Source organism: Methylonatrum kenyense, from assembly GCF_023195885.1.
GTDB classification, from domain to species: Bacteria; Pseudomonadota; Gammaproteobacteria; order Nitrococcales; family Aquisalimonadaceae; genus Methylonatrum; species Methylonatrum kenyense.
In genome coordinates this window covers 124,498-141,015 of record NZ_JALPKO010000007.1, presented here as the reverse complement: position 1 = coordinate 141,015, position 16,518 = coordinate 124,498, and the positions used below count along the sequence as shown (strand labels likewise).

Annotated in this window: 20 protein-coding genes; 5 read left to right on the top strand and 15 right to left on the bottom strand. The window is 64.1% G+C overall.

Translation table 11 applies throughout. The features are described from left to right. A complete protein-coding gene (gene zapE, locus M0534_RS10015) occupies positions 1-1,098 on the top strand; it encodes a cell division protein ZapE (RefSeq protein ID WP_248568285.1) in 1,098 nt (365 codons plus the stop codon). 85 nt (positions 1,099-1,183) lie between these two features. After that, positions 1,184-1,912 carry a hypothetical protein gene (locus M0534_RS10010; protein WP_248568284.1) on the top strand — a complete coding sequence of 243 codons (729 nt, stop codon included), beginning with the start codon at positions 1,184-1,186 and terminating at the stop codon, positions 1,910-1,912. A gap of 341 nt (positions 1,913-2,253) precedes the next feature. Here the strand turns inward: M0534_RS10010 and M0534_RS10005 are convergent, their stop codons facing one another. The 7 genes from M0534_RS10005 to M0534_RS09975 form a co-directional block, all read right to left on the bottom strand. Next, positions 2,254-3,174, bottom strand: coding sequence for a histone deacetylase family protein (locus tag M0534_RS10005; RefSeq protein WP_282571396.1), 921 nt, complete (start codon positions 3,172-3,174; stop codon positions 2,254-2,256). 41 nt (positions 3,175-3,215) lie between these two features. Then, positions 3,216-3,647 (bottom strand): DUF4426 domain-containing protein, encoded by a 432-nt coding sequence (locus M0534_RS10000; protein WP_248568282.1) that lies wholly within the window; start codon positions 3,645-3,647, stop codon positions 3,216-3,218. 60 nt (positions 3,648-3,707) lie between these two features. Next, the gene (metW, locus tag M0534_RS09995) at positions 3,708-4,310 is read right to left on the bottom strand and encodes a methionine biosynthesis protein MetW (protein ID WP_428348708.1); all 603 of its coding nucleotides are present in this window, start codon (positions 4,308-4,310) and stop codon (positions 3,708-3,710) included. After that, positions 4,307-5,452: a homoserine O-succinyltransferase MetX gene (gene metX / locus M0534_RS09990; protein ID WP_248568281.1), complete on the bottom strand. Its 1,146-nt coding sequence runs from the start codon at positions 5,450-5,452 to the stop codon at positions 4,307-4,309. The genes metW and metX overlap by 4 nt, the downstream gene beginning before the upstream one ends. 160 nt (positions 5,453-5,612) lie before the next feature. Continuing rightward, positions 5,613-6,188, bottom strand: coding sequence for a YggT family protein (locus M0534_RS09985; protein ID WP_248568280.1), 576 nt, complete (start codon positions 6,186-6,188; stop codon positions 5,613-5,615). 1 nt (position 6,189) lies between these two features. Continuing rightward, entirely contained in the window at positions 6,190-7,017 is an 828-nt protein-coding gene (proC, locus tag M0534_RS09980) for a pyrroline-5-carboxylate reductase (protein WP_248568279.1), read from the bottom strand. A 46-nt stretch (positions 7,018-7,063) separates the two neighbouring features. Further along, a complete protein-coding gene (locus tag M0534_RS09975; RefSeq protein ID WP_248568352.1) occupies positions 7,064-7,771 on the bottom strand; it encodes a YggS family pyridoxal phosphate-dependent enzyme in 708 nt (235 codons plus the stop codon). A gap of 72 nt (positions 7,772-7,843) precedes the next feature. Here M0534_RS09975 and M0534_RS09970 point away from each other — a divergent pair, with 72 nt between their 5' ends. Both M0534_RS09970 and M0534_RS09965 read left to right on the top strand, forming a co-directional pair. Further along, positions 7,844-8,881 (top strand): type IV pilus twitching motility protein PilT, encoded by a 1,038-nt coding sequence (locus M0534_RS09970; protein WP_248568278.1) that lies wholly within the window; start codon positions 7,844-7,846, stop codon positions 8,879-8,881. Between the two features lie 10 nt (positions 8,882-8,891). After that, on the top strand, positions 8,892-10,025 hold the full coding sequence (locus tag M0534_RS09965; RefSeq protein WP_248568277.1) for a PilT/PilU family type 4a pilus ATPase: 1,134 nt from the start codon (positions 8,892-8,894) through the stop codon (positions 10,023-10,025). 142 nt (positions 10,026-10,167) lie between these two features. On the opposite strand, the gene M0534_RS09960 is transcribed toward M0534_RS09965, so the two are convergent. Further along, the gene (locus tag M0534_RS09960) at positions 10,168-10,365 is read right to left on the bottom strand and encodes a hypothetical protein (protein ID WP_248568276.1); all 198 of its coding nucleotides are present in this window, start codon (positions 10,363-10,365) and stop codon (positions 10,168-10,170) included. A 105-nt stretch (positions 10,366-10,470) separates the two neighbouring features. Continuing rightward, positions 10,471-11,091: a GDSL-type esterase/lipase family protein gene (locus M0534_RS09955; RefSeq protein ID WP_248568275.1), complete on the bottom strand. Its 621-nt coding sequence runs from the start codon at positions 11,089-11,091 to the stop codon at positions 10,471-10,473. Positions 11,092-11,199: 108 nt separating this feature from the next. Between M0534_RS09955 and M0534_RS09950 the strand changes: the two genes are divergently transcribed. Further along, positions 11,200-12,057, top strand: a complete 858-nt coding sequence (locus M0534_RS09950) for a bifunctional nuclease domain-containing protein (RefSeq protein ID WP_248568274.1) — start codon at positions 11,200-11,202, stop codon at positions 12,055-12,057. A 4-nt stretch (positions 12,058-12,061) separates the two neighbouring features. Here M0534_RS09950 and M0534_RS09945 read toward each other — a convergent pair whose 3' ends face one another. From M0534_RS09945 to M0534_RS09920, 6 genes are read right to left on the bottom strand one after another with little or no spacing between them, the layout of a single operon-like run. Continuing rightward, a complete protein-coding gene (locus tag M0534_RS09945) occupies positions 12,062-12,766 on the bottom strand; it encodes a hypothetical protein (RefSeq protein WP_248568273.1) in 705 nt (234 codons plus the stop codon). 7 nt (positions 12,767-12,773) lie between these two features. Continuing rightward, entirely contained in the window at positions 12,774-14,075 is a 1,302-nt protein-coding gene (locus M0534_RS09940) for a dihydroorotase (protein ID WP_248568272.1), read from the bottom strand. Beyond that, the gene (locus M0534_RS09935; RefSeq protein WP_248568271.1) at positions 14,072-15,037 is read right to left on the bottom strand and encodes an aspartate carbamoyltransferase catalytic subunit; all 966 of its coding nucleotides are present in this window, start codon (positions 15,035-15,037) and stop codon (positions 14,072-14,074) included. The genes M0534_RS09940 and M0534_RS09935 overlap by 4 nt, the downstream gene beginning before the upstream one ends. Further along, a complete protein-coding gene (gene pyrR / locus M0534_RS09930) occupies positions 15,031-15,534 on the bottom strand; it encodes a bifunctional pyr operon transcriptional regulator/uracil phosphoribosyltransferase PyrR (RefSeq protein WP_248568351.1) in 504 nt (167 codons plus the stop codon). Before pyrR ends, M0534_RS09935 begins: the two co-directional genes overlap by 7 nt. After that, positions 15,534-15,959: a Holliday junction resolvase RuvX gene (ruvX, locus tag M0534_RS09925; protein WP_248568270.1), complete on the bottom strand. Its 426-nt coding sequence runs from the start codon at positions 15,957-15,959 to the stop codon at positions 15,534-15,536. Before ruvX ends, pyrR begins: the two co-directional genes overlap by 1 nt. Next, on the bottom strand, positions 15,956-16,516 hold the full coding sequence (locus M0534_RS09920) for a YqgE/AlgH family protein (RefSeq protein WP_248568269.1): 561 nt from the start codon (positions 16,514-16,516) through the stop codon (positions 15,956-15,958). Before M0534_RS09920 ends, ruvX begins: the two co-directional genes overlap by 4 nt. Positions 16,517-16,518 lie beyond the last annotated feature (2 nt).

The window sequence follows — 16,518 nt, the reverse complement described above, 5'->3', positions numbered from 1 at the left end:
ATGACACCGAAGGAACGCTACCAGGTAGATCTACAACGCCCGGATTTCATCGACGATCCCGCCCAGGCCCTGGCCGTGGAGGTGCTCGACGATCTACATCAGCGACTCGTGCAACAGCCAACTCCGGATTCCGGGGGCTGGCTGCGTGGCCTGCTCGGACGCAAGCAACCCAGAGAGGGGGTGCAGGGCCTGTACCTCTGGGGCGGCGTGGGTCGCGGCAAGACCTACCTGATGGATACTTTCTTCGAGAGCCTGCCATTCGAGCACAAGCAGCGACTCCACTTTCACCGGTTCATGCAGATGGTGCATGCGGACCTGAAGGTGCTGCCGGACACACCGGACCCGCTGGAGGTCGTGGCCGAACGCTTTGCGGCGCGTGTTCGTGTGCTGTGTTTTGACGAGTTCTTCGTCAGTGACATCACCGATGCGATGATGCTTGGCCGCCTGCTGGCGGCCCTGTTCCGGCGCGGCATCACGCTGGTGGCAACATCCAATGTCGAACCGAAGGACCTGTACAAGGATGGCCTGCAACGCGAACAGTTCCTGCCGGTAATCGATCTGCTGGACAAGCACACCCGTGTGCTGCACCTGGACAGCGCCACCGATTACCGGTTGCGTTATCTCGAGCAGGCGGAAACCTGGCATACGCCGGTCAACGCCGAGACCAGTGCCCGCCTGGCCGAGGAGTTCGAGCGCCTGGGGATGGCTGCCGAGCCGAAGCGCAATGTGCAGATCGATGTCAATGGCCGGTCGATCCCGGCCCTCGGCATCGCCGAGGACGTGATCTGGTTCGATTTCAAGACATTGGTGGACGGCCCCCGCAGTGCCCAGGATTACATCGAGATTGCCCGCGAATTCCACACGGTGCTGCTATCCGATGTGCCGGTGCTGACCGCCCAGCGCGAGAACGATACCCGTCGCTTTATCAGCATGGTGGACGAGTTCTACGACCGTAACGTCAAGCTGATCATCAGCGCCGATGCCTCGCCGCAGGCGTTGTACCAGGGGGCACGCCTGCGGTTCGAATACGAGCGGACCCGCAGCCGCCTTGAGGAAATGCAGTCCACGGAGTATCTGGCACGGCCACACAGGCTGTAGCGGCGCACCCGCCTCGCCGGCCGCATCAGGTAGACTCGGGGAATCGCCTCGGGGAAGGGGCGCTGTCAGTCTTGGGAGGAACTGCGTGTCAGGCTTGTTCGAGCGGATACTTGCTGCCCATGGTGGTGTCGAGCGCTGGCGTCAACTCGATGCCGTGATGGCCGTGGTCAGCATGGGGGGCATGGAATTTACCTCCCGGTTCCAGGCCCAACCGCTGCGGGACAGCGAGGTCACCGCCTCGACAGCAGGTCCCGACGTGTCCATTGCCGGTTATCCGCGTGCCGGTGTGACCGCGCGTTTCCAGCCCAGCCGCGTCTGGTTGCAGGCCGATGACGGCACGGTGCTTGAGGAACGTACGGCTCCCGGGACCGTCTTTCATTCACCTCGCCACTGGTTCTGGTGGGACGCCCTCGACGTCACCTATTACTGCGGCCTGACCCTGTGGCAGACCCTGTGTATGCCGTTCCTGCTGCTGCGCGAGGGTTGTGGCGTCGAGGAACTCGACAAGCTGACCCTCAACGGGGAGCGTTACTATCGCCTCAGCGTTCGCCTGCCGTGCGATATCCCGAGCCTGACCCCGGAACTGACCCTGTACGCCGATGCCACCGGCCTGCTGCGGCGGATTGATTCCGTGCCCAGGCTTTACGGATCGGTGTTGCGTGTCGGTCAGGTGCTGGAAGATAACGAGGAGTGCGACGGGCTGGTGCTTGCCACCCGCCGTCGCAGCATGACGGCCATGCCCGGCGGTCACCTGGTTTCCGGGGTATCCCTCGGCTGGATGGATCTTGGCGATATCCGGGCAGTCGCCGCTTAAGGAAACGCTGGTCTATTCCCGCGTTTCCTTAAAGCTGATTTTTCGTTTCAGCTGTTACCGCTAACCACCTGACGATGCAGGCTTCTGCCTGCCTGTGGATAACTGTGTGGAAAACTTTTTCTGATGTGGCTTCCGGAATTTGTTCACTGCAGCATGATCTGTCGGTCGCCCGCCTGGCTTTCGATCAATAGTCGAATTTACAAGCACTTATGAAGCGGCGGACGGTGTGCTCCAGATGCCGCCCATTTTCCCGTCACGGCACTGGAATTGTGCATAAATGCCCTGCGGGGCACCGATCCGCTTGTGCCGAGTCAAGGAAACACAGGTAAATCAGTGTTTCCTTAAGCCCCTTCGGCCAGGGCATGCAGATGGGCGGCGACGCTTTCGGCCAGTGCTGCGACGTCGTAACCACCTTCCAGTGTGGCGATGACGCCGCCGTTGGCGAATTGATTGGCGATCGCCACCAGTTCCCGCGTCAGCCAGCCGAAATCCTCGGCCCTGAGGTTGAGATTCGCCAGTGGGTCCGACGCGTGGGCGTCGAAACCCGCCGATATCAGCACCAGTTGCGGACCGAAGCGGCGGATTGCCGGCAGCAGTTCCGATTCGTACAACCGCCGCAACTCGCCCGGCCCCGCATTGGCGGTGACAGGGCTGTTGAGGATATTGTTGATCCCTGGTGGCAGGTTGATGCCCGTACCGGGGAACAGCGGATGCTCATGGCTGGAGACGTACAGGAAATGCCTGTCGCCTGCCAGCATGGTCTGCGTGCCGTTGCCATGATGGACATCGAAATCGACTACTGCGATACGATCAAGGTGGTAACGATTGCGGGCATGGGCCGCGGCAACCGCGACGTTGTTGAACAGACAGAATCCCATGGCATGGTCCGGCTCGGCATGGTGACCCGGCGGACGCACCGCGCAGAAGGCGCGACGGGTCTCGCCTGCCATCACCGCGTCGACTGCGGCGCAGACTGCACCGGCCGCACGCAACGCGGCCTCGCCGGAGTGGGGACTGATCCAGGTATCGCTGTCCAGCGCGGACAGGCCGTCCTCTGGGATGCTGTCGAGCACGGCGTCCACATAGCGTGCATCGTGAACCTGCAGTAACTGCTGCCGTTCCACGCGCGGCGCTTCATGCCAGTCCAGGAAATCGAACTCGTCGGTGTTCAGTCGTTGCAGGATTGCGCGCAGCCGCTCCGGGCTTTCGGGGTGGCCCGGACCCGTGTCATGCCGTAGGCAACTCTCGTGGGTCAGTAACATCACACTCACGGGCACCTCCTGCAGCGGCTTGGGTTGTCCGATCAATCGACATGGAACCGTTCGCTGAATCGTATCGGATAGCGGGCGTCATCGTCGCGCGGTTGCACTTCAAGTTCGAATCGCAGCCGCTCCAGATCGTCAATACGGAACGTGCCGACCGTATTGACGAAATTACCCTGCCGAATCTTGCGAAAATCGATATCCCGGGTCTCGCCGGCGCCATCGATGGCATGCCCGCGCAGCCGGGCCGGCACGGACTTGCCATCGCGTTGTACCGAGATCACCACCATGCCCTGCAGCCGACTGCGTTGAATGCCGCGCTCCTCGGCGATTGCCGGTGCAAGCCGGGTGGTCGGCATCGCGTTGTAGTGGATCTCCAGGTCATCGTGCTGCTGGTAGCTGTCCGCAAGCAGGGGCGAACCAGCCGCCAGCAGTACGCTGCACAGCAGAGCCATGATCGGTCGATTGCGCATCATATTCTCCCAGCAGAAAGCGGCGGTCGGCTTTGCACGCCGCGTTGCGGGCGCGGCCTGTCAATGCCGCTTGAAGCGGTACAGTGCGATCGCACCCATCAGATTCGGCAGCAGCCGGGCACCAAGGCCGGCCCTGTATCGGTCGTCACACAGCGTCCGTTCCAGGATACGGATGCCCTTGTCCTGACAGAGTTCCTCGAAGTCGCGCACGGTGCAGAGGTGGATGTTGGGTGTGTTGTACCAGCTGTCGGGCAGTGCCTTGCTCACCGGCATCCTTCCGCGCAGGGCCAGGTGCAGGCGCAGGCTCCAGTGCGCGAAGTTCGGAAAGGTGACGATGCCCTGGCGGCCGATTCGCAGCATTTCGTCAAGCAGGCGTTCCGGGTAACGCACGGCCTGCAGAGTCTGGGTCATCAGCACGTAGTCAAACGAGTCCTGCTCGAAATCCGAGAGGCCGGCATCCAGATCGGTCTGGATCACGCTGATACCCGCCTCCACGCAGCGGCGGATGTTGTCCGGTGCGATCTCCAGGCCGTAGCCGGTCACCTGGCGGGTATCGCGCAGATGCCCCAGCAGCGTGCCGTCACCGCAGCCCATGTCCAGGACCCTGGACCCGGGCTGGATCCATTCGCTGATGATGCTGAATTCCGGCCGCAGGAAACTCATGCGCCGACCTCCCGGGCCAGGCCCTGCATGTAGGCGTTGAACACATTGACGTAATTCGGCAACGGCATCAGGAAGGCATCGTGGCCCTGATGAGCCTCGATCTCCGAATACACCACCTCGCGGTCACGGTCGAGCAGTGCTCGGACGATTTCTCGCGACCGGGCAGGCGAGAATCGCCAGTCACTGGTGAACGAGACGACCAGAAAGCGGGTCCTGCCGCGGGCCAGTGCTGCGGCCAGCTCGTCACCATGCTCGGCTGCCGGATCGAAGTAGTCCAGCGCCTTGGTCATCAGCAGGTAGGTGTTGGCGTCGAAGCGACCGACAAAGGACTGGCCCTGGTAGCGCAGGTAGCTTTCCACCTCGAAATCCACGTTGAAATCGAAACTCAGCCGGCCGTTACGCAGGCTGCGACCGAATTTCGCACCCATCGCGTCGTCCGACAGATAGGTGATATGGCCCAGCATCCGCGCCAGGGCGAGGCCGCGTGCCGGAACCACACCGTATTCAGCGTAGCGTCCGCCGTGAAATTCCGGGTCGCTCATGATTGCCTGCCGGGCAACCTCGTTGAAACCGATGTTCTGGGCCGACAGCCGAGGCGCGGCGGCAATGATCACCGCCGCGTGACAGCGGTCCGGAAAATCGATACTCCATTGCAGTGCCTGCATGCCCCCGAGGCTGCCGCCCACCACCGCGGCCCAGCGATTAATGCCGAGCCGGTCAGCCAGCCGCGCCTGGCTACGCACCCAGTCACGCACGGTGACAACCGGAAAGTCGGCGCCGTACGGCCGACCGGTTTCCGGGTTGGTGCTCAGTGGTCCGGTGGAGCCATGACAGCCGCCAAGATTGTTGCAGCACACGACGTGGAATCGGTTGGTGTCGATGGGTTTGCCGGGGCCGATGCAGGCGTCCCACCAGCCGGGCTTGCGATCACCGTCGTGATAGCCGGCAGCATGGTGATTGCCGGACAGCGCATGCATGACCAGCACGGCATTGCTGCGCTCTGCGTTGAGCTCGCCGTACGTCTCGAAGGTCAGATCGAAATTCGGCAGCGTTCGACCACAATCCAACGTCAGCGGCTCATCGAAATGCAGGCTTTGTGGCGTGATGAAGCCGACGCTGTCGGCGGGCAGTTCTTTTGGCATCTATGGGACCCGGGGCGCCAGAAGCGGTGAGAGTCTACTGGCGGCAACCTGCCGGGGCAATTAGGGAAACGCTGATTTATTCGCACGCCTGCGTTGCAGTCCGCTGAGCAAAACCGGTCTCGGGCGCAGACGCGGGAACGAGTCAGTGTTTTCCTGGCATTCAGCCAACCGCGAAGGCGAGCTGCCGGATCGGCGGTAACAGCAGCATTTTCAGGAGCTGGATACCGATGAGAATGGCAATCGGTGACAGATCCAGGCCGCCCAGGCTCGGGATCAGTCGGCGGGCCGGTGCCATCACCGGTTCGGTGAGGTCGTGCAGCAATTCGATGCCCGGATGATGCGCCCCCGGATTCACCCAGCTCAGGATCACGCGAATGATCACCGCGAACAGGAAAACGTTAAGCAGCAAATTGATCAGTTCGGCAAACGACAGCACCAGAAGAAATGCGGGGTTGAGTCCACGGCCAGCGATCAGCATCAACAGGCTGAGCGCGATGAATTGCAGGATCAGCATGGCCAGCAGCGAGGCCGTGTCTATCCGCTTGCCGGAGGGCAGAACGCGTCGCAGCGGGGCGAGCACCGGTTGCGTCAGGCGCACGAGCGTCTGCGAAATCTGGTTGTAGGGGTTGGCCTGCAGGTACTGCAGCAGGAATCGCAGCATGATCGCCAGGATCAGCAGGGCGAACAGGATCTCGACCAGAAAGCCCACCGGATCGGTGACGTAGTTGCCACTCATCTCATTGTTCTCCGAATTGTTGTCCGAGTTCGTCGGCGCGGTTTGCCGCGGCGGTCACAGCCCGCTTGAGCAGGGCGCGAATATCCGCATCCTCGAGACTGTTGATGGCTGCCTCGGTGGTGCCGCCGGGCGAGGTCACGAGGCGGCGCAACGTCTGCGGATCATGGTCGCTTTCCAGTGCCATCCGGGCGGCGCCAATCGCCGTCTCGATGGTCAGCAGGCGAGCGGTCTCGGGCTCCAGCCCCAATTCGATGCCGGCGCTCTCGATCATCTCCATCAGCAGGAAGAAGTAGGCCGGCCCGCTGCCCGAGACTGCGGTCACCGCGTCAAGCTGCTGCTCATTGTCGACCCAGCAGGTCAGGCCCACGGCACGCATCAGGGACTCTGCCAGACTGCGTTGGCTGTCGCTCACATTGGCGTTGGCGAACAGGCCGGTGGCACCGGCCCGAACTAGCGAGGGCGTGTTCGGCATGGCCCGGACCACCGCCGCATCGGGACCCAGCCAGCGGGTCAGGTCCTGCGCCCGCAGGCCCGCCGCGATGGATAGCACGAGGATCGAACCGTCGCCGATGGTGTGCGCCAGTTCATCGGCCACCTGTCGCATCACCTGCGGTTTTACCGCCAGCACGACCACATCGGCGTTTTGCGCAGCCTGCATATTGTCCTCGACCGTGGTGATGCCGAAGTCAGCGCCCAGCGCCTGCCGTCGACCGGCGTCCGGTTCGGCAACGCGAATCGCATCGGCACCGAGGCCGTCTGCAAGCAGCCCGCCGATCAGGCTGCGTGCCATGTTGCCACCACCAATAAAGCTGATCTCTGCCTGTTCCATTTGCCTTGACCTCCTTGCCCGGGATACAAGCCGCCCGGCTTCAATCTCAGGGTTTTGCCGCCGGGGACGGCCGCGGACCGAACACATCGGTGCCCACCCGGACGATGGTTGCGCCCTCGGCGATGGCTACCTCCAGGTCCGCCGACATGCCCATGCTGAGGGTGTCCAGTTGCAGACCCCAGCGCCGGTTCAACCGATCCCGTAGTTCTCGCAGCGCGCGAAAAGGCTGCCGCTGTTCTTCCGGGTCGTCGGTCGGTGCCGGTATCGCCATCAGACCACGCAGGCGGAGCCGCTCGAACTGCCCGATTTCGCCGGCAAGAGCCAAGGTGTCCGCCGGCGACAGCCCGGCCTTGCTGCTCTCGTCGCTGATATTGACCTGAAGGCAGATATTCAGTGGTGGCAGTCCATCGGGACGCTGCGCATCCAGGCGCCGGGCGAGTTTCAGTCGGTCGACACTGTGAACCCAGTCAAAGCGTGCGGCCGCCGCTTTTGTTTTATTGGATTGCAACGGGCCGATGAAATGCCAGTGCAATCCGGCCAGGTCGGCCAGCTGATCCTGTTTGTCGGCGGCCTCCTGCAGGTAATTCTCGCCGAATTCCCGCTGGCCCGCAGCAACCGCCTGGCGCAGGGCCTCGACGGATTGCATCTTGCTGACGGCCAGCAGGGTCACGCTGCCCGGTCCGCGATCGGCTGCGATTTCCGCCTCGCGGATCCGTCGGCGTACAGTTTCAATGCGGGTGGCGATGGACGGCATGGCCTTGTCGGTGTCTCCTTGCACCAGGGTTTTCCTTTTTCAATGTAACGGACTGTCGGGGGACGACACAGTATGGATATCGCGGATCTGCTGGCATTCAGTGTCAAGAACAACGCATCGGACCTGCATCTGTCGTCCGGCCTGCCGCCGATGATTCGCGTGGATGGTGATGTGCGTCGGATCAATCTGCCGGCCATGGAGCACAAGCAGGTCCATGCCCTGATCTACGACATCATGAACGACAAGCAGCGCCGGGATTACGAGGAGTTCCTCGAGCACGACTTCTCGTTCGAGTTGCCGGGCCTGGCACGCTTCCGCGTCAACGCGTTCAATCAGAATCGCGGCGCCGGCGCGGTGTTCCGGACCATCCCGTCCACCGTGTTGACCCTGGAGCAGCTCGATTGCCCCAGCGTGTTTCGTGACATCGCCGACAACCCGCGTGGCCTGGTGCTGGTGACCGGGCCGACCGGTTCCGGCAAGTCGACCACCCTCGCGGCCATGGTGGATTACAAGAACAGCAATTACCACGAGCACATCCTGACCATCGAGGATCCGATCGAGTTCGTGCACGAGTCGAAGAAATCCCTGGTCAACCAGCGCGAGGTGCACAAGGACACCCTCGGTTTTGCCGAGGCCCTGCGTTCGGCATTGCGTGAGGATCCGGACACGATCCTGGTCGGCGAGCTGCGCGACCTGGAGACCATTCGCCTTGCGCTGACCGCCGCCGAGACGGGCCATCTGGTTTTCGGCACGCTGCACACCAGCTCCGCGGCCAAGACCATCGACCGGATCATCGACGTGTTCCCGGCCGGCGAGAAATCCATGGTCCGCTCGATGCTCTCGGAATCCCTGCGCGCTGTTATCTCGCAGACCCTGCTGAAGAAGTCCGGCGGTGGCCGGGTCGCGGCCCACGAGATCATGGTCGGCACCGCGGCCATCCGGAACCTGATCCGCGAGGACAAGGTGGCGCAGATGTATTCCGCAATCCAGACTGGCCAGGCGCTGGGCATGCAGACCCTCGACCAGTGCCTGCAGGGCATGGTGCGTCAGGGCCTGGTATCCAAGGCGGACGCACGGCCGAAGGCGATGAACAAGGACCTCTTCACATAGGACGATTGCTATGGACTTCAATGCGTTGCTCGACCTGATGGTCAGCAAGAAGGCTTCTGACCTGTTCATTACCGCTGGCATGCCGCCCAGTCTCAAGGTTTCCGGCCGCATCATGCCGGTGACCAAGACCGCGCTGAGCCCGGATCAGGCGGAACGGGTGGTCACGGCAATCATGAACGACCAGCAGCGCGAGGATTTCGCCCGTGACCGGGAATGCAATTTCGCGATTAGCGCCAAGGAGGTCGGCCGGTTCCGGGTCAGTGCCTTCTACCAGCGCAATCAGGCCGGCATGGTGCTGCGACGAATCGAGACCCGGATTCCGGAAATCGACGAGCTGGGCCTGCCCGGCATCATGCGCGACCTGGCAATGACCAAGCGTGGGCTGGTGATTTTCGTTGGCGGCACCGGCACCGGTAAGTCCACCTCGCTGGCATCAATGATCGGCTACCGCAACGAGAACAGTACCGGCCACATCATCACCATCGAGGACCCGATCGAGTACCTGCACCGGCATCACGGCTGCATCGTCACCCAGCGCGAGGTGGGTATCGATACCGCGTCCTTCGAGGTGGCGTTGAAGAACACGCTGCGCCAGGCGCCGGACGTGATACTGATCGGCGAAATCCGCAGCCAGGACACGATGGACTACGCCATCGCCTTCGCCGAGACCGGACACCTGTGCCTGGCCACCCTGCATGCCAACAACGCCAACCAGGCGATGGACCGGATCATCAACTTTTTCCCGCCGGAGCGGCATAACCAGCTGTTCATGGACCTGTCGCTGAACCTGAAGGGCGTGATCGCCCAGCAGCTGATACCCACGCCCGATGGCTCGGGCCGCGTGCCAGCCGTCGAGGTCCTGATCGGCACGCCGCTGGTGCAGGACAAGATTCGAGCCGGCGAGGTCCATGAATTGAAGGAAATCATGAAGCGGTCGCCGGAGCAGGGCATGCGAACCTTCGACCAGCACCTGTTCCAACTGTATTCGGAAGGCAAGATTACCTATGACGAGGCCATCCGCCACGCCGACTCCGCCAACGAGGTCCGGTTGATGGCGCGCTTGTCGGCGGATGACCGGGAAGAGCGCTTGCAGGCCGCCGCCGATGACATGAGCCTGTTGTCGGAGGACGAGCCGCCGCGCTGAGCCCTGTTGGGCCCGGCCGGTTTTGGCCCCTGGCGGCGTTGCGTCACCGGGCCGGTCGCTACGGTTACCGAACCGGCACCGCGCCTTGCCAGATGACCAGAACCGGTCTCGGGCGCAGGCGCGAAAATGGCTCAGTGTTTCCCTAATGCGGTTCGTCGTCCTCGACCCAGCAGACTACCTGCTCGACGCGGACGGTATTTGATGCGCTCGGGCTCTCCATCAACGAGGCCTCCGCAAGAGAGATGGCGTCCTCGTTGGTGTTGGCATCCAGATCGAGAATGTGATGACGAATGCAGCCGCTGGGATCGCGGAATTCGACGGTGCAGTGGTAGTGCGTCATGACAGCCCCCTCCTCGGGTTTCCTTCGCTGATGGCCATGGAATAGCACTGCCGAAAGTATAGATTGCGGACTGTCCCTCGCACGCCGCTGGGCACGGTCGAGTAATTAGTTGAGCGCGCCGGCCTCGGTCAGCAACTCGTGCAGGGCTTCCGCCAGTCGGGCATAGCCGGCGGCGTTCGGGTGAATCGGGTCGGCCCGCAGGGAATTGTCGCGAAGAATATCGCTGACCGTGCTTTCAAGAAGCGGCAGCTCCAGTTCATCGGCCAGTTCCCCGTAGACAGTGGCGGGCCGCAGCGGCAGCGCGCGTGCGGGTACCGCGATCAATACCACCGGAATATCCCGATCCCTGGCGTAGGCGACCATTTTTCGGAGGTTGTCCCTCAGCTGATCTTCATCTCTGTTGCGCAACAGATCATTGCCACCGTGACACAGCAGGAGCAGATCCGGATTCTCGCTGTCCAACACCTCAGGCAAGCGAATCAGGCCTTCTGCTGATTCCTCGCCCGGAACGCCGGCGTTGATGACCGTGTGACCAATGCGTTCCGCCAGCATGGCCGGATAGGCCGCATCCGCCTCACCGGCACCCGTTCCGCGGGTCAGGCTGTCGCCGAAGGCCAGGACGCGGGCCTCGCTGGGCAGCAACGGCAACTGCGGCGTCGGGGCGCTGCTGCAGGCAAGCAGCGTGATCAGCACCAAGCAGATGGCAATCTGACGGAACGGTTTCACGAGGCCTTGTCCTCCGGCTTAGACTGACGGGCAAGGGCCGGATGCTACACCGGACCGGGCGTGGTCGCGCGACCCGTACGACACCAATCGCCAATTCCTGGAGGCGGCATGCAAGCACGAGTGCGGCGTTATTCGGCATTCCTGGTACTGCTCTTGGCGGGGCTTTTTGTCTCGCTGCAGGGCGTGCAGGCCCGCGAACCTGCCGTTGATCCGGATGAGATGGTGGCCGTGGAGCTGGCCACAGTGGGCATGAATCCGGCCACGCGAACGCCGGTGGTGCTGTTGCGGGAGCCGGTGTCTGGAGACATCGTGCCGATCGCCATCGGCGTGGCAGAGGCCCGCGCGATCCTACTAGCACTGCACGAATCCGCGCCGCCGCGCCCGCAGACCCATGACCTGATGCGCGATCTGCTGGATGCGCTGGATGCCCGGCTCAGCCGCATCCTGATCGATGACCTTCGCGACGGGACTTATCACGGTGCGCTGGAGCTGGCCATCCCCGAGCGGGAAGAGAGCTTGCTGGTGGATAGCCGCCCGAGCGATGCGTTGGCCTTGGCGGCACGTACCGGTGCCACGATCCTGGTGGCTCCGCGGATCCTGATCAGTGCCCGCGACCTGGAGTACGAGGGGCTGGACCAGGATCAGGTGGTAACTGCCGTGGGCATCACCGTGGTGGAGGTGACCGATGAGTTGCGCGATGCCCTGGGTCTGCCGGACGAAGAAGGCGTGCTGGTCAGCGGTGTGCGGGGTGAAGCCGCTGATCAGGGCCTTGCGGCCGGTGATCTGATCCTGTCGGTGGACGACGCGGTGCCGGAAAGCCCGATGGACTTTCTGGACCTGATTCGGCGCAGCTCCGAGGACGAGCCGGCGATCATTCGCTACTGGCAGGATGGCGAGGAGCGCAGCATGGAACTCGACACCGGTGTGCCGGAAGTTGATCCGGACGCGCCCGGGATTCAGCTTTAGCGGTCTATTTGCGCGCCTGCCCCGGGATGGTCAATCCCCGGTAGTGGCCGATGCGGCCGCGGAGCAGGTCCCTGATCCGGTGGACGAAAGCGGTTTCACCGATGACCACCGCGTGATCCTGCCACCGGTCCTCGGCGGGGCGCCCGGCCAGCCAGGCGTCCAGCAAGTCGCTGAGCGGCCCGTCATGACAGCCGGGATGCTCGGCGTGGCTGGCGCGGCTGGGAATGCCGGCGTCCTCCAGCGGCCCAAGCCCGGCGATCACGCCGGCCGGCATTTGCGGCAGCATGTACCGGGACGGCCGCAATCGCAGCCAACTGGTCTGTTCGAGGGATACCAGTGCAAGTGCCGCGGCCGGCCCGCGGCGGGCCAGGAAAAGCAGGCCGGGCAGGCCCAGTGGATCGGCAACAATGATCGTGTTCTGCATCGCCCCGTCGGCATCGAGCCCCTCGCCATGCGGACCGTCCAGCACGCATTCGGTGCCTGGTGACAACGGTGTCGATCCCAGTCGCTGGTCGCGCGGGAGCGCGAGTGATAACCAGCTTTCGGTGGGGGAATAATCGAGCGCCGCGACCAGCCGTGTTTGCCCCGCGCATTCAAGATCGAACCATTGGCCGGGGAGGACACTGAGCGGTCGTGGCAGCTCAAATGTCAGCAACTGACCACCGTCCGGCAGCGCACCCACGGACCGAAGCCGTGTACCGAATGCCATGCCCGGCTCAGCCGGTTTTCATGCCGGCCGGTTCGGCGGCATGGATCAGCCGCCCGCCCAGCAGCGTATAGCGCGCCCGGCCGCTGAACTCCCAGCCAATGAACGGCGAGTTCTCACCGTGGCTGCGCATGGTCCCGGGGCCATGCCACCAGGGAATCTCCGGGTCGACGATGCACAGGTCGGCCGGCCGGCCGACTTCCAGCAAACCGCAACTCAAGCCTAGAACCTCTGCTGGCCCGCGGCACAGCCGGGCTGCCAACTGCGGCAGCGTCAACAGGCCCTCGTCCACCAGCCGCAGGGCCAGTGGCAGCAGGCTGTCGACGGCCGAGATGCCCGGTTCGGAGGCGACGAACGGCACGGCCTTGGCATCCGCGTCGTGAGGCTGGTGGTCCGAGCAGATGGCCTGGATCGTGCCGTCGGCCACGGCCTGGCGCAGCGCTTCGCGGTCTGCATGGCTGCGCAACGGGGGCACGACGTGGCATTGGCTGTTGAAGCCGCTGACATCCATTTCCGTGAGAAACAGCTGGTGCATGGCCACATCGGCGCTGACCGGCAGACCGTCACGGCGGGCCCGCGCCAGGATCTCCGCGCCGCGGGCCGTAGACAGCCGGGCAAAGTGAACATGGGCGCCGGATTCCTCGGCCAGGGCCAGACCACGGGCCAACGCGGCGGTCTCGGCGGCCACTGGCGAGCCCGGAATACCGAGCCGGGCCGAGACCCAGCCCTCGTGCATCCGCGAGCCGGCCATCAGGTCGGGATCGAAGGCGCTGAGGATCACCGGCAGGCCACAGGTCGCCGCGTAATCCAGCGCTCGCCTGAGCACGAGTGCGTTGCGCACCGGCCTGCCGCCATCGCTCAGGGCCACGCAGCCAGCGGCCTTCAGCGCCGATACCTCGGTAAGCAGTTCGCCGGCCAGGCCGCGGGTCAGCGCGCCGGCCGGCATGACCCGTGTGCACTGCGTCTGGCGTGCCCGCCGGGTTACCAGTTCCACCACCGCCGGGGTATCGCAGATCGGGTCGGTGGCCGGCGAGGCGAGCATGCGCGTGATGCCGCCGGCTGCGGCGGCCCGTGATTCACTGTCAATGCTGGCCTTGTGGTCGGCACCCGGTTCCCGCAGGTGAACCGACAGATCCACCAGCCCGGGCAGGACCAGGCAACCGCTGGCATCGATGCTGCGGTCCGCGGTAAAGCCGTCCGGGGCCTCGCCGATGCCGACAATCTCGCCGCCGGCGACGAACAGATCGCTGCGTTTTCCGGGATCGCCATTGGCGTCGATCAGCTGTCCCTGTCGGATCCGGATCCGGTTCATGCCTCGGTCTCCGCCGCCTTGTGCTCCAGGCACATGGACATGACCGCCATGCGCACCGCGATGCCGTTGGTCACCTGGTTCAGGATCACCGACTGCGGCCCGTCGGCCACCGCTGACTCGATTTCCACGCCGCGGTTGATCGGGCCGGGGTGCATCACGATGGCATCCGGCTTTGCCAGCGCCAGGTGTTCCCGGCTGATGCCATACAGGCGGTAGTACTCCTGTTCGCTCGGTAGCAGGGCGCCATGCATCCGTTCCTTCTGCAGGCGCAGGGTGATCACCACGTCGACATCACGCAGCCCGTTGCGGATGTCGTGATGCACGTGCACGCCGAGGTTCTCGACGTCCTTCGGCAGCAGCGTGCGCGGCGCGACCACCCGTACCTCGCCGGCGCCAAGCCCGTTCAGGGCATGGATCTGCGAGCGGGCCACGCGGGAGTGCAGGATGTCGCCGACGATGGCAACGCGCAGGGGCTCCAGTTCGCCCTTGTGCCGGCGGATGGTGTACATGTCGAGCATGGCCTGGGTCGGGTGCGCATGGCTGCCATCCCCGGCATTGATCACCCGGACCTCCGGCGCCACATGGCTGGCAATGAAGTGGGCGGCGCCGCTGTCGGCATGCCGGACCACGAACATGTCCGATTGCATGGCCTCCAGGTTGTGCAGCATGTCGAGCAGACTCTCGCCCTTGCTGGTGGCAGAGGTTGCAACATTGATGTTGAGTACGTCGGCGGACAGCCGCTTGGCTGCCAGCTCGAATGTGGTGCGCGTCCGGGTGCTGGACTCAAAAAACAGGTTGATGACGGTGCGACCGCGCAGCAGGGGCACTTTCTTGACCGATTTGCCGATCACCCCCGAGAAGGATTCGGCGGTATCGAGAATCCGTTCCAGCAGCGGCCGTGGCAGTCCTTCCGTGGTCAGGAAGTGGCGCAGGCTGCCGTCGGCATTCAACTGATTCAGCATGCGGCTCCCAGTTCCAGTTGCAGCGGGTCCGGCCCGCGCAGTTTCACGTGCTGGCCAGGCGGCAACTCCAGCCGCAGGCCGCAGATGTCGGCGGCGATCGGCAGTTCGCGACCGCCGCGGTCGACCAGTACTGCCAGGATCACACGCTCCGGGCGACCGTAATCGAACAGTTCATTCATTGCCGCACGCACGGTGCGACCGCTGTAGAGCACGTCATCCACCAGCAGCACGGTACGGCCGTCGATATCGCCGGACAGGCTGGACGGACGGACCTGAGGGTGCAGGCTGCCGGTGCTGAAGTCGTCGCGGTAAAAGGAAATGTCCAGTGTGCCCAGTGGCTCGGGCACATCCAGTGCCCGGTGCAGCCGTTTCGCGAGCCAGGCACCACCGGTATGGATACCCACCACCAGCGGACGGTCCACGCCATCGGCCCGCAGCCGTTCGCGCACGGCGGCCTCGAATTTCTGGTAAAGCTCTGCGGCGGGGGGCAATTCCATCATGCCGAGGGTTCCGCTAGCCAGGTTTCAAGAATGACGCAGGCCGCCATCATATCAACGGCGCCCGGCTTCTGCCGCTCACGCGTGCCGAGTTCCTGCAGGCGCTGGCCGGCCTCGTGCGAGCTGAGCCGTTCGTCCACCCGGTGGGTCGCCAGCTGGTAGCGTTCGGCCAGGCGGTCCGAAAAGCGGTCACTGGCCACCGAGGTCGGGTTGTCGCTGCCGTCGGCATGGCTGGGGCGGCCGACCACCAGCGCCTGGGGTCGCCATTGCCGGATCAGGGTGTCGATCGCGGACCAGTCCGGCTGGCCCCGGTCAAGGCAATGCACCACGGCCAGCGGCCGGGCCTTTCCGGTCAGGGTCTGGCCGACCGCGACGCCGATGCGGCGAACACCGAAATCGAAGCCGAGCAGGGTCTCTACGCTCATGCGTGCCCGGTATCGCTGGACAGCAGGGCCAGATCAACGCCCAGCAGGGCCGCGGCGGCCTGCCAGCGCTGTTCCACCGGCAGGTCGAACAGGATGTCGGCGGAAGCCGGGCCACAGAGCCAGGCATTCTCGGCCATTTCCTGTTCCAGCTGGCCGGCACCCCAGCCGGCGTAACCCAGTGCCACCAGATAGCGGTCCGGCCCGTCAGCCCTGGCGATGGAGGCCAGGATGTCGCGGGAGGTGGTGACCGCCGCCTGTGGCGAGACAGCAAGCGTGGAATCCCACTTTCCACCCGGTGGGTGCAGGACGAAGCCGCGATCCTGTTGCACCGGGCCACCCATGAATACGGCCCGTTCGGCAACGCTGCCGATACTGGTCTCGATATCGGTGTGCTCCAGCAACTCACCGAGACTGACATCGGTGGGCCGGTTGATCACGATGCCCATGGCGCCGTCGGCATTGTGCTCACAGATGTACGTCACCGAGCGCTGGAAATTCGGATCGTCCAGACTGGGCATGGCGATCAGGAAGTGGTCGGTAAAGCTCTGTTCCACCATCG